The sequence below is a fragment of the Adlercreutzia rubneri genome (assembly GCF_009755265.1).
GTDB classification, from domain to species: Bacteria; Actinomycetota; Coriobacteriia; order Coriobacteriales; family Eggerthellaceae; genus Adlercreutzia; species Adlercreutzia rubneri.
Window position 1 is genome coordinate 40,877 of record NZ_WPOO01000006.1, and the last position, 12,344, is coordinate 53,220.

At 65.3% G+C, this 12,344-nt stretch carries 10 protein-coding genes; 4 read left to right on the top strand and 6 right to left on the bottom strand.

Annotation, left to right across the window (positions count from 1 at the left end):
- Positions 1 to 15: 15 nt before the first annotated feature.
- A complete protein-coding gene (locus tag GO707_RS05055) occupies positions 16 to 699 on the top strand; it encodes an ABC transporter ATP-binding protein (RefSeq protein ID WP_022740744.1) in 684 nt (227 codons plus the stop codon).
- Complete coding sequence (locus GO707_RS05060) at positions 696 to 3,734, top strand: ABC transporter permease (protein WP_157012418.1); 3,039 nt, start codon at positions 696 to 698, stop codon at positions 3,732 to 3,734. The genes GO707_RS05055 and GO707_RS05060 overlap by 4 nt, the downstream gene beginning before the upstream one ends.
- A 131-nt stretch (positions 3,735 to 3,865) precedes the next feature.
- Here GO707_RS05060 and GO707_RS05065 read toward each other — a convergent pair whose 3' ends face one another.
- The 5 genes from GO707_RS05065 to GO707_RS05085 all read right to left on the bottom strand — a co-directional run bounded on the left by GO707_RS05065 (position 3,866) and on the right by GO707_RS05085 (position 7,879).
- Complete coding sequence (locus tag GO707_RS05065) at positions 3,866 to 5,251, bottom strand: MATE family efflux transporter (RefSeq protein WP_157012419.1); 1,386 nt, start codon at positions 5,249 to 5,251, stop codon at positions 3,866 to 3,868.
- A 53-nt stretch (positions 5,252 to 5,304) separates the two neighbouring features.
- Complete coding sequence (locus tag GO707_RS05070) at positions 5,305 to 5,793, bottom strand: MarR family winged helix-turn-helix transcriptional regulator (RefSeq protein WP_157012420.1); 489 nt, start codon at positions 5,791 to 5,793, stop codon at positions 5,305 to 5,307.
- A gap of 115 nt (positions 5,794 to 5,908) precedes the next feature.
- Complete coding sequence (locus GO707_RS05075; protein ID WP_114539500.1) at positions 5,909 to 6,610, bottom strand: ABC-2 transporter permease; 702 nt, start codon at positions 6,608 to 6,610, stop codon at positions 5,909 to 5,911.
- Positions 6,607 to 7,491, bottom strand: coding sequence for an ABC transporter ATP-binding protein (locus GO707_RS05080; RefSeq protein ID WP_157012421.1), 885 nt, complete (start codon positions 7,489 to 7,491; stop codon positions 6,607 to 6,609). The genes GO707_RS05075 and GO707_RS05080 overlap by 4 nt, the downstream gene beginning before the upstream one ends.
- A gap of 13 nt (positions 7,492 to 7,504) precedes the next feature.
- Entirely contained in the window at positions 7,505 to 7,879 is a 375-nt protein-coding gene (locus GO707_RS05085) for a GntR family transcriptional regulator (RefSeq protein ID WP_114539498.1), read from the bottom strand.
- Positions 7,880 to 8,371: 492 nt separating this feature from the next.
- On the opposite strand from GO707_RS05085, the gene GO707_RS05090 reads away from it, so the two are divergent.
- The gene (locus tag GO707_RS05090) at positions 8,372 to 9,316 is read left to right on the top strand and encodes an ATP-binding cassette domain-containing protein (RefSeq protein ID WP_227070429.1); all 945 of its coding nucleotides are present in this window, start codon (positions 8,372 to 8,374) and stop codon (positions 9,314 to 9,316) included.
- 190 nt (positions 9,317 to 9,506) lie between these two features.
- On the top strand, positions 9,507 to 10,787 hold the full coding sequence (locus GO707_RS05095) for a 4Fe-4S binding protein (RefSeq protein ID WP_114539496.1): 1,281 nt from the start codon (positions 9,507 to 9,509) through the stop codon (positions 10,785 to 10,787).
- Positions 10,788 to 10,844: 57 nt separating this feature from the next.
- On the opposite strand, the gene GO707_RS05100 is transcribed toward GO707_RS05095, so the two are convergent.
- On the bottom strand, positions 10,845 to 12,332 hold the full coding sequence (locus GO707_RS05100) for a helix-turn-helix transcriptional regulator (protein ID WP_114548854.1): 1,488 nt from the start codon (positions 12,330 to 12,332) through the stop codon (positions 10,845 to 10,847).
- Positions 12,333 to 12,344: the final 12 nt, after the last annotated feature.

Consider the following 12,344-nt stretch of genomic DNA (forward strand, 5'->3'; position numbering starts at 1 on the left):
AGAAAGGCATCTGGCATGGACATTTTGACGGTCAGCCACTTGACGAAGATCTACGGAGAGGGCGAGGCGGCCACCCGCGCCTTAGATGACGTGTCCTTCAGCGTGGAAGAGGGCGAGTTCGTGGCCATTGTGGGCTCGTCGGGCTCGGGCAAGTCCACCTTGCTGCACCTCATCGGCGGCGTGGATCGGCCCACCTCGGGGCACGTGCTGCTGAATGGCGCCGACGTGTACGCTCGCTCCGACGAGGAGCTGGCGGTGTTCCGCCGCCGCGAGGTGGGGCTGGTGTACCAGTTCTACAACCTCGTGCCGGTGCTCAACGTTGTGGAGAACATGACGCTGCCCGTGGCCTTGGACGGCCGCACCGTGAACGCGGGCCGCTTGCAGGGCCTCGTGCAAAGGTTGGGGCTCGCCGGCCGCGAGGGGCATCTGCCCAGCCAGCTTTCCGGCGGTCAGCAGCAGCGTGTGGCCATCGGCCGGGCCCTCATGAACGCGCCGGCGGTGGTGCTGGCCGATGAGCCCACGGGCAACCTGGACACCCGCAACAGCTGCGAGATCATGCAGCTTCTGCGCGATTCCAACCGCGAGTTCGGCCAGACCATGATCGTCATCACCCACGACGAGGAGATCGCACTGGCCGCCGATCGCATCATCGCCGTGGAGGACGGCCGCATCGTGCGCGACGAGAGGATCCGCCGATGAACGCCACGACGAACTTCACCGTAAAGAGCCTGCGGGCCAATCGTGTGCGCACGTTGGTGACCATCGCCGGCGTGGCCTTGGCCGCGGCTTTGCTTACGGCGGTGCTCACCACCTTCGTCTCGCTGAACGACTTCCTCTATCGCAATGAAGCAGCCCTGGCCGGTACGTGGATGGCCTGTGTGGAAGCCGACGACAGCTCAGTGCTCGACGAGAGGATCACCGGCGCCCAAGCCGATCCGCAGGTTTCCGGCACGGCGATCATGCGCGATATCGGCTTCGCCGAGCTGACCGCCGACCAGCAGGATACCCAGGGCACCTACCTGGCCATCCGCTCCATCGAGGGCGATGTGGGCGACATCTGCGGCATCGAGCCCAGCGAGGGGCGCCTGCCCGAGAACGAACACGAGATCATGCTCTTCGCCACGTGGAATGACTACGGCGGCGTGAACCTCGGCGATGAGGTCACCTTCAACGTGGGCCAGCGGGTGGCACGGCTCGCCCCGGGCGAGGAGGGCTCCATGTCCGCGGGCACCATGACCGCCTCGTGGGGCGTGCAAGGGGAGGCCCACGAGAGCGAGATCACCGACGGCGCGCCGCTCAACTCCTCCATGGGCGTGCTGGAGGCGGACATCGACGGCGGCATCTTCAACGAGGAGGTCACGAACACCGAGGAGCGCACCTACACCGTCGTGGGCTTCTACGACCGTCCGGGTTACGCCCTTTCCACCGCTGCGGGCATGGTGGGCGTGACCGCCGGGGCCGCTGCGCCCGACGCCTTTACCGACGTGTTCCTCACGCTGAACGACGTGACCAACACCCAGCAGGTGGAAGAGGCCGCAGAGGCGCTGTTCCCCGACGAGCACGTGGTGCTGCACACGGCCATGCTGCGCTACATGGGCGTTTCCAGCGACTCCTCCATTTGGACGACGTTCTACGGCCTGGTCATGGTGCTGGCGGCGGTTATCGTGGTGGCCTGCGTGTCGCTCATCTTCAATGCCTTCAACATTTCGGTGGCCGAGCGCATCAAGCAGTTCGGGCTTCTGTCCTCGGTGGGCGCCTCGCGCCGGCAGCTGCGCCGGGCCGTGGTGCTGGAAGGGGCCATCGTGGCCGTCATCGGCATCCCCTGCGGGCTTCTCATCGGTTTGGCCGGGTGCGCCGTCACCTTCGCCGCCTTGGGGCCGGCGCTCGCCCAGCTGGCCGGATCGGTGGAAGTTCCCTTCCGCGTGGCCGTGAACGGCTGGGTGCTGCTGGTGGCCTCGGTGCTCACCTTCGTCACCGTGCTCGTGTCCGTGTGGATTCCGGCGAAGCGGGCGAGTCGCACGAACATTATCGACTCGCTGCGGGCCGCCAGTGGCAGCCGAGTTTCCCGGCGCGGGGCGGCTCGGGCCGCGAAGTGCACGGCGCCCTCGTCGCTGTGGAAGGCGCGTGGGGCGGCCGGGCGCGTGCTCGGCGTCGGCGGCATGCTGGCGCGCATCAGCCGCAAGCGCGGCACGGGGAAGGGCCGGGCAGCCTCGGTGTCGCTGGCGCTCGCCATCGTGCTGCTTATGACTGCCGGCTCGCTGAGCGTGTTCCTCGGCACCCTGACCGACGTGGTGACCGGCGGCGGCGAGCTGGCCGGCGAGGTGGGCGTCATGGCCCAACTGGATGTGGAGACGCCGCAGGGCGAAGGGACGGCCGACGGGGACGTGCAAGCCGGCGATGACGGCACGGCGGACTCCGCAGGCGCGGCTGCCGATGACGCTACCCAGCCTGCTGCCCCGACGACGCCCGAGGCCGTGGCGGCCGGGAACAACGAGCTGTTCGCCCGCCAGGCCGAGGTGCTCGCCGGCGCCTTCCACGACCTCTCTCAGATCGACAACGCCCAGCCCGTGGGCTGGAAGATGGGAACGGGGCTGTATGCCATGCTGCCCGAGGCTATGGCCGGGGAAGCTCTTGCCAATGAGGAGAACGGCGCGGGCGGCAAGATGGCCGATGGCCGCATCGGCACCATGGGATCGGTGGCCTACCTGGACAATGCCACCTTCGACGACTACGCGAAGAGCCTGGGGCTCAATCCGGCCGACTTCCGCGATCCGGATCACGTGCGGGCCATCGCCCTGGCCCAAGGCTACGGCAACAACGGCAGCGTCTACCAGCTGCTCAACGTGCTGCGCGAGCCGGGCACTTTGGAAGCTCTGGTGGCGGTGACTTACCATGGCGAGCCGGCGGCGGGCATTGGCGTTGGCGAAGAGCCCGGAGAGGACGGTTCGGCGGCCTTCGCCTTCCAACCCTACCTTGAGGGCGCAGGCGACGGGGTCGAATGGTTCCCGCTGGAAGAGGCGGAGGTGCAGACGGTCTCCATCGAGGTCGCTGCCTTGGCCGACGAAGCGCCTTCTATCGACAGCGCACGCGGAGAGGGCCTGCAGCTCATCGTGCCCGAGTCCGTGGCGGCCTATCAGAGCTTCGGCAACGACGCCCCTATCTTCTACGGCTACTTCGATGCCGCCGACGGCGACCATAGCGCCCTGACCGAGGAGCTGGCGACGGCGGGCAGCGCGTACTTCCACGACAAGAGCCCCTACGGGTTGGCGTTCTACTCCTTCAACGACTACATCGAGCAGCGCGACTCCAACCAGATGATCGCCACGGTGGTGAACGTGTTCTGCCTGCTGTTCGCGGTGATTCTGGCGCTGATCGCCATGGCCAACGTGTTCAACACGGTGACCAACAGCCTTATCCTGCGCCGCCGCGAGTTCGCCGTCATGAAGTCGGTGGGACTCTCGAACCGGCAGTTCCGCGCCATGGTGGCCGAGGAATGCGTCGCCTGGTGCGTCCGCGGCCTCGTGCCCGGCGTGCTGCTGTCGCTTTTCGTGTCCTTCCTGCTGTGGCAGGTGATCTCCGGCTCCATGACGGGGCTTCCCTTCACGCTGCCCTGGAACTACGTGGCCCTGGCCTGTGTCATGACCGCGGTCGCTGTGGGCGCGTCGGTGGCCTACGGCATGCACCGCTGCCGCGCCGACAACGTGGTAGAGGCCCTGCGCGCCGACGCCGTGTAGGAGGTGCTGCGACATCAAGCAAGGCGGGTGAGGGTGCGCTGCGTCCCCCACCCGCCCGAGTAAACTTGGTTTCTGCATCAAGGGGTGCCGAAATGATGCAGATAAGTTGACTACGATGCAGAAAACGTGGCCTAGTCCCCGTTTTCTGCTTTCGCTTTCGCCTTCGGGCTCAGGCCGCCTTTGCGGTAGCCGTAGCGGCCCGACAGGGCGATCATGAACGTGGCGGCTATCAGGCACGTGAGCCCGTCGCCCACCGTGACCGAGAGCCAGATGCCGTCGATGCCGAACAGCATCGGCAGCACGATGACCGCCGCCACTTGGAACACGAGCGTGCGCAGAAACGAGATGAGCGCCGAGACGAGCCCGTTGTTGAGCGCCGTGAAGAACGCCGAGGCGTACATGGCGAATCCCATGAACAGAAAGCACAGGGCGTACAGCTTGTAGGCGCTCACGGTGAGCTCCAGCAGGGCCGCGTCGTAGCTGACGAAGATGGCCGATAGGGGTGCGGCGAGCCACTGGCCGAGCAGGAACATGACGATGCTCGCCACGCCGATGATCCCGAGGCTCTTCCACAGAAGCGAGCGCATTTCAGTATGGTTCTGGGCGCCGTACTGGAAGCTCATGAGCGGGGAGGTGCCCACGGAGTAGCCCATGAACACGGCCGAGAAGATCATCACGGTGTACATGATGACGCCGTAGGCCGCCACGCCGTCCTCGCCGATGAAGCGCAGAAGCTGCCAGTTGTATAGGATGCCCACGAGGCTCATGGCGATGTTGGTGACCATTTCCGACGAGCCGTTGGCGCAAGCGCGCCCGATGACGCGCCAGCGCAGGTGCGGCCGCACGAAGTACAGGTGCGTCGAGCGCTTGCGGGCGAAGTACACAAGCGGAATGCCGCCGCCGATGAGCTCGCCGATGTTGGTGGCGAGCGCCGCGCCGGGAAGCCCCCAGCCGAACACGCCGACGAACAGGAAGTCCAGCAAGATGTTCGCCACGCCGGCTGCCACGATGACCAGAAAGCCGTACTTGGGCTTGCCCGCCGTGACGAAGAAGCTCTGGAAGGCGTACTGCAAAATGAAGAACGGCAGCGAGATCATCATCATGCGGCCGTAGAGCGCGGCGTCGTGGTGCATCTGGCTTCCCGGCGTGGCGCCGAGCATGGTGGCCGTGGGTTCCATGAAGAACCAGCCGCCGATGGCCAGCATCGAGCCCACGGCGAAGGCGAAGCCGACGAGCAGTGAGAAATGGCGCCGGGCCCGCGGCCGGTCGCCCTCGCCCAAGGTCTTGGCCACAAGCGCGCTGCCGCCGGTGCCGATCATCATGCCCACCGAGGCCAGTATCATCACGGCGGGGAAGATCAGGTTCACGGCGGCCAGCGCCGTTTTCCCCGCGTAGTTCGACACGAAGAAGCCGTCCACGATGGTGTAGCACGAGGTGAAGATCATCATGGCGATGGTGGGCAGCGTGAACCGTATGAGGGCGCTGGTGGAAAAATGTTTGGACATATCGACTGACATGGGGAAACCTTTCGGAGAAAAGAGGGCAGAACGAGCAAGGAAAGCGGGCGTCTCTAGTGGAAGGTGAGAGCCGAGAGGTTTTCGTTCAGCGCGTTGATGTAGCGCCTCATGGCGCTGGTAAGTTGGCGCTGCTCTTCATCGGTGAAGATTGCGACGGCTTCATGCTCGGCGGCCAGTACGGCTTTGATGTGGGCTTCGTACTGCTTTCTCCCGTAACCAGTCGGATAAACGCGTTGAGTGCGGGGCGTGTCTCCTCGCAGCTCGACTACGCCTTTGTCGATCATGCGCTTGATAGACGAGTGCACCGTTTGCTTCGAAGAGAATCCGAGCTCGCACAGCTGCTTCTGCGTGAGGCCATCTTCGTTGACGAGCGCGTACACGATATCGAAAGCGCAATCAGGGAGTCCCATGCGCCACGCGGTTTGGCGATACAGCTCATCAGCCTGGCGATAGAAATCATCGATGGCGCGGATTGTCTCCACGATTTGGCTTTTCTCGTCGAGCGCGGTGTTTTCGTTGAGCGCGATCTTGTCGGCGTTCATGGGCTTTCTGTACCTCAAAATGCGATTGGTCTGATTTCGGACTAACGAGTTCGCTAGTATAGTCCGAAATCAGACCAAAGCAAGGCCTTCACAAGGTTTCCAAGAGGTTTAGGGGTTAGAACTCGCGCTTCTCGTAGAGCTTGGCGGCGACGAAGGCGCTGGCCACGTAGATGAGGGCGACGACGGCCACTAGGGCGGCGGCGAGGAAGAGGTAGTTGCTGCCGGTGTCGAGCCACTGCACAAGGTCGGCGAGCACGCCGGTGGGCTGGATGCCGCTGCCGAAGAAAGCGACGGCGAAGGCGACGACGAGAACCACGATCACCGGAACGATGCGGGCGGCCTTCGTCATCCCAAAGCGCGTGATGACGGGCATTGCTACTGCCATGGCAATGGCGACGACGGACACACCGCCTATCGTGGATCCCACGATCATTTCGGGAGTGTTTTCGGCCGGCGAGAGGCTCTCGGGTAGCCACTGCGCCGGCAGGAGTCCCGCCAGGGCCGCAATTCCCAGGCCCAGCGCGAGGGCCAGGGCCAAGGATCCTACTGTAAGGAGGGCGATGGAGGCATAGCGTCCGAACACTACCTGACGGCGAGTGAGGGGCAACGTGAGACGAAAGCGCTCCCAGTTGTTCTGCTCGTCGTAGGCAGCGAGGCTGAACAGACCCATGAAGGGAACCATGGCGGCAATGGCAGCCGCGGTGCCCACTGCGCCCATGACATATCCCATGAACAGGGCGATGATGGCGCAGATACCCAGTAGTTGCAGAAGGGCGCTCCGCAGGACGGCAAAGTCGGAAACGATCATGGCTTTCATCGGGATTCCCCTTTCAGAATGAGGGTCATGTAGTCTTCAATGGTGGCCTTGTCCACGGGGATATCGGGGAAGGCGCGGGCGAAGGCGAAGCGGTCGGGGGCGAGCACGTCGCAGCCGTAGTCGTGGCGCAGGATGCGGGCCTCGCCGGGGGCGAAGAAGCCGGCATCCAAGATGGCAGTCACGTCGGCGGCGCGGCAGCGGGCCACGCCGGCCTCGTCGGTGATGGCATCCTTGGGGGCCGTAAACACGATGCGGCCGGCGTCCACGCAGACGACCTCGTCGGCGATCTTTTCCAAGTCGGAGGTGATATGGGTGGACATGAGGATGCCGCGATCGCCCTCGGCCATGAAGTCGCGCAGAAGGTCGAGCACCTCGTCGCGGGCGATGGGGTCGAGTCCGGCTGTGGCCTCGTCCAGCACGAGCAGCTCCGGGTTGTGCGAGAGCGCGAAGGCCAGCGTCAGTTTCATGCCCATGCCGCGCGAGAGCTCGCCCACCTTCTTTTTCGGGGCCAGGTTGAAGCGGTCGCACAGCGCGGCGAACTGGACGGCGTCCCATTCGCGGTAGGCTGCCCGCCCGATAGCGCCCACATCGCCCACGCGGCAGGTGTCGGGGAAGGCGCAGGTGTCCAGCACGACGCCGATGCGCGATTTGATGGTGTCCAGCTCGGGGCTGCCGCAGGCGATGGGCTGGCCGAACAGGCGCACGGCACCCTCGTCGGCGGCGATGATCCCCAAGGCCGCCTTGATGGTGGTGGTCTTGCCAGCGCCGTTCGATCCGATGAAGCCGACGACGCAGCCCGGTTCCACGGCCAGGCTCACGCCGGAAAGCTCGAAGTCATCGTAGCGCTTGCCCAGGTTGTCTATTTCCATGAGGTAAGTCATGTCCGCTCCTCGTTCAGTTTTCTTCCAGCAGCACATCCAGCATGGCGTGCAGATCGGCGGCTTCTATGCCGGCGTTTTCCGCTTCGGCCACGGCGCGGGCGAGGTGTCCCTCCACCTGGCGCAGCCGCTCCTCGCGCAGAAGCTCCAGGTTGCCTCCGGCGACGAAGGAACCCTTGCCCTGCACGGTGTCGATGAAGCCGGCTTCTTCCAGTTCCGCGTAGGCCCGCTTGGTGGTGATGACGCTGATGCGCAAATCGTTCGCCAGGGCGCGGATGGAAGGAAGGGGATCGCCCTCGGCCAGCTCTCCGGCCATGATGGCCGCCTTGATCTGACGCGTGATCTGCTCGTAGATGGGCTCGCTGCTTCCGTTTGAAATGATGATGTCCAAGGTGCCTCTTTCGCAGACGGCGTATCGCGAGCTCCGGCAGCGCTCGTCTTCGCGACGAGCGCCCAAGGTGCGGCGATGTGCCGTCCTAGTTTCGGCCCTTGCCGCCCCAGCGTCCCGGGCGCGGCAAGGGCGTGAATAGTGTATATACCCTACATGCACAGTATATACACACCTATACACAGCCGTCAAGGCCGCCGGAAAAGATTTCCGTCGGTTGCGGTACAGATTTTTGAGTTGTTAGACACGAGAAGAGAGATGCAGAGCGCGACAGGAAGTTTAGTGTTTGGTTAGAATAATTGCGAACTGGTGTTTTACGACGAAGTGATTTTACGGCATGATGAATCCTGACGGTGTTTTGCAGGCGCATGCCTAACAACTCGAAAATCTTGTCTTCGTGCGCGAGCTTTCTTGTCTGAATGAGGGAATTGCAGGCTCGGGGTCGGCTCGGATCTGTCGGGAGATGGAAAGTGCGCTGCCTACGACCGCGACGCCGTGGCCCTTCGCCGTGATTTAGACGTGGAAGACGACTGGCCGTGGCGCCACGACACCTTGTCCTGTGGCCAGCAAAAGCGGCTGCAGGTAGCTTGCGCGCTCTGGCAGCGTCCCGATCTGCTTGTTATGGACGAGCCCACCAATCACGTCGATGTCCCCACCCGCGAGGCCGTCACGGCGGCTCTTGCGCGCTTCAAGGGCGTGGGCCTGCTGATCTCCCATGACCGCGCCCTGCTGGATGCGCTGTGCTCCCAGTGCTTGTTCATGGCGGCCGGTCAGGTGACGGCGCGGCCCGGCGGCTACAGCCAGGGGCGCGGGCAGGAGCAGCTCGAGCGGGAAACGGCCGTCCGCCGGCGCGATCAGGCGAAGCGCGAGAGAAAGCGCCTCGCGGGGGAGGCCCAGCGCCGTCGGGAGGAGGCCTCGCGGGCGGCCGGCATGCGCAGCTGCCGCAACCTCGACCCGAAGGACCATAGCGGGAAGGCGCGCGTCAAGCTGGCCGTCTACACGGGAAAGGACGGCGTGGCCGGCAAGCTGAGCTCCCGTATGGAGGGCCGCCTGTCTCGCGCTGAGGAGACGCTGGCGTCGGTTAAGGTGGAGAAGCGCTACGACGGTGACTTATGGATGCGCGCCGAGCCGAGCGCGCGCAAGGTTCTCCACCGGCAGCCGGAGCTGACGCTGGCCCTTGGGGAACGTCGGCTTCTCGTGCCCCCGTTTTCTGTCGGGAACGCCGATCACATCGCCCTGACCGGCCCCAACGGTGCCGGGAAGACCACGTTGGTGAGTGAGGTGGCACGGCGGATCGACCCGACCGTGCGGGTGCTCGTCATCCCGCCGGAGCCCACCGCCGAGCAGTGCCGTGACGCGCTTTCTCGATTGGCCTCCCTCGATTCGCGTAGTCGCGGGCGGGTGCTGGCGGTAGGATTTCTCCCCCTTCTTTTTCGTTGACAGAGCGGGGCGTTTTCGCCATACTGAGCAGTGGGTTTGGGGACGATGATTTGTGGAAGGAACCACCATGACCGCAACGATTCGGCCCTCTTTGATCTTTAACATGGATATCGAGGCGCCAGGCGGATCGGCTGTGCAAAGCCGGCCGTATTTTGTTGCGCCATGCAGCGGTTAGTGGGAGAGGATATCCATGGACAACATTCTGGGACTTTTCGAGAAGCTTGAGAGCCAGTCGCTGGCGGTGCAGCCGAGCCGGTGCGTGGTGGTGCGCAATCGCAACGCTTCCTGCCGTCGCTGCGCCGAGGCGTGTCCGACGGGTGCCATTCTCGTGGAAGGCAACGACTTGGCCGTGGCCCCCGAACGCTGCATCGGTTGCGGCACCTGCGCTACCGTGTGCCCGACGGCGGCGCTGGAATCGAAGAAGCCCGACGACAAGGGCTTGCTGAAGGCGGCTGTGGCGGCCATGCAGGCCAACGACGGGGTGGCCGTGGTCATGGACGAGGCCATGCAGGCGGCCGCCGAGGGCAAGTACGACCCGGCGAAAGTGGTGGCGGTGAAGAGCCTCGCCCGGGTGGACGAGAGCCTCATCGCCGTGCTGGCCGCCGGGGGCGCGAGCTCCGTGGTCCTCGTGGCGGGGCCGCGGGCCGCAACCGACGGAGAAGGGGCCGCCGCGGCCGATGCCGACCCCGCGGCCGCCGATTCGCTGGCCACGGAAGCCGCCGACGAGGCCGCCGAGGTGGACGCCGCTGTCGACCGCACGGCCCGGCTCGTGCGCGACACGGCCGCCCTGCTGCTGGAGACCTGGGGCAGCGACGTCACGGTGAAGCTTACCACCAAGCTGCCCCGTTCCGTGCGCCTTACCGCGCCGGCCGATTTCGACACGGGGCGCCGCGGCTTCTTCTCGTCGATGCGCGACGAGGCCCGGGCCGCCGCAGCCATCACCGCCGAGCACGTGGTGCGCGAGAAGCTGGGCGCCGAGGAAGAGGAAGAGCCGAAGTTCGCGAAAGTGGGCGAGGACGGCACGCTGCCCCACTTCCTGCCCGAGCGTCGCGGCCGGCTGCTGTTGGCCCTCAGCAACATGGGCGAGCCGGACGACGTCATGATCGACACGCGGCTGTTCGGCCACGTCATCATCGATCCCGAGAAGTGCACGTCCTGCCAGATGTGCGCCACGTTCTGCCCCACGGAGGCCATCCACAAGTTCGGCGACGCCGCTACGGCCGCGGAGACCGGCAAGCCCTTCGGCATCGACCACTACACGGGCCGCTGCGTGCAGTGCCGCTGCTGCGAGGACATCTGCCCCACGGGCGCGCTGACCCTGTCCACCGACGTGTTCGCCGCCGACGTCACCAAGCGCGGCCGCTCCGAGCGCATCCCCATGAAGCCCCGCGCCCGCAAGGTGAACGACCCCAAGTCCATCGTGAACGCCATGAGCGCCCTGCTGAACGTGCCGAACGTGTACGAGCGGTAGAGGCGGTTTGCGTCGTCCCGACTGGCCGGGGAATTCGGCTGGCGGCCACTGCGGCTCCTACTCCCCGTAAGGGTTAGCGGCCTGCACCAAATCCAGCAGTTCTTGCTGGGAGTGGATGCCGAGCTTCTTGTAGATGTGCTGGCGGTGGGTGCTCACGGTGCTCTTTGAGATGAACAACTCGTCTTGGATGTAGGCGAGGTTGCGGCCCTTCGCGAACATGATCATGATCTCGCCCTCGCGTTCCGACAGGCCGTAGCGCTCGATGATGAGGCGGCACTTGTCCTGGAAGCGTTCGCGGCGCTCCAGGGGCAGGATGTCCATGGTCTCCATGAGTACGCGCTCGTTGAACACGGCCCCCATGGCCACGAACACCGCCAGCACCGCCACGAGCATGCAGGCGTATACGGTCGCAGGCGTAAGGCCGCCCACCAGTAGGGCGAAGCGGCCGAGCAGAAGCCCCGCCAGGGGACCTAGGGCCCAGCCGGCGCGGATGAGCGCGAAGGTACGCACCCGAGTGGCGGAGAAACGCTGGCAGAGGGCAGCGGTCATGATCCACATGAACAGGCCGAAGCACGAGTTGGCCGCCTGGTTCACGGCATAGGGGACGATGCTCGTCAGGGACGCCCAAAGAAGCGGCGCCGGCCCCAGCAAGACGCCCACCATGAGAAACAGCGTGATGCCGCCGTAGCACAGCCGCGGCATGGAGAGGGTCTTCACGCTCATCATGGCCAGGGCGATGAGGATAGCGCCGATGACCACCGCCGCCCCAGCCAGCGCCTGCACGAGGGCGTAGGCAGCCCCTCCGGCGCTCGCGATGTCCATTTGTATGTAGAGGGTGCGCATGAGCTCGTGGGCGAAGCCGACGAGGGCCACGCAGAGCACGATGCGGAAGACGAGGCGCGAGACCTGGCGATGCTCGTCGGCGTCGGTGAGGGGGTGCTGGTCGGCCAGCTCGATGACGCTGATCTGCGCCGCCTCGCGGATACGGCGGATGGCAGCCCACAGGGCAACAGCCGCGCCGACGGGCAACAGGGCGGTGAAGGCCAAGGCCGGCGGAGGCGAGAGCACGAGCGAGAAGCTGAACAGAAGCGGCGAGGCGATCTGCCCGATGGCGACGGCCGCTGTGGCCTCGCGCAGCGATACGCGGGAGAGCGCCATGCCGAAGTACATGAGGAAAAGCGCCGAGGCCACCCCCGACAGCACCCCGGTGCCGGCAACGAAGAGCGAGCCCTCCGGGGATGGAAGACCGCCGAGGGGCATGGCCAACGTCGCGAGCACGGTGCACGCCGCCGAGACCCAGAAAGTGCCCCTGCGGGCGAGCAGGCGTCCTGCGCCGTGCTCGAAGTAGCCGACGAGCAACAGCGTGAGGGAAAGCACCGTGATGGAAACCAGGTACACCGCGTCTAAGACAGACTCGCCGTGATCCGCGAAGGCGAAGATGCCCACGCTTTGGAACGCCCCCATGACCCAGGTGCCATTGAGCGCGAGTGCGCATCCCAGAAGCGCGATGATGACGGGCGACGAAGCAGTGAAACGCGTTCCCATGGATTTCCCCCT

Bases quoted from the DNA above. Each gene is read 5' to 3' on its own strand.
- GO707_RS05065 (WP_157012419.1), bottom strand. From the start codon at position 5,251: ATGTCAGTCGATATGTCCAAACATTTTTCCACCAGCGCCCTCATACGG.
- GO707_RS05100 (WP_114548854.1), bottom strand. From the start codon at position 12,332: ATGGGAACGCGTTTCACTGCTTCGTCGCCCGTCATCATCGCGCTTCTG.
- GO707_RS05070 (WP_157012420.1), bottom strand. From the start codon at position 5,793: ATGAACGCCGACAAGATCGCGCTCAACGAAAACACCGCGCTCGACGAG.
- GO707_RS05075 (WP_114539500.1), bottom strand. From the start codon at position 6,610: ATGAAAGCCATGATCGTTTCCGACTTTGCCGTCCTGCGGAGCGCCCTT.
- GO707_RS05080 (WP_157012421.1), bottom strand. From the start codon at position 7,491: ATGACTTACCTCATGGAAATAGACAACCTGGGCAAGCGCTACGATGAC.
- GO707_RS05060 (WP_157012418.1), top strand. From the start codon at position 696: ATGAACGCCACGACGAACTTCACCGTAAAGAGCCTGCGGGCCAATCGT.
- GO707_RS05055 (WP_022740744.1), top strand. From the start codon at position 16: ATGGACATTTTGACGGTCAGCCACTTGACGAAGATCTACGGAGAGGGC.
- GO707_RS05095 (WP_114539496.1), top strand. From the start codon at position 9,507: ATGGACAACATTCTGGGACTTTTCGAGAAGCTTGAGAGCCAGTCGCTG.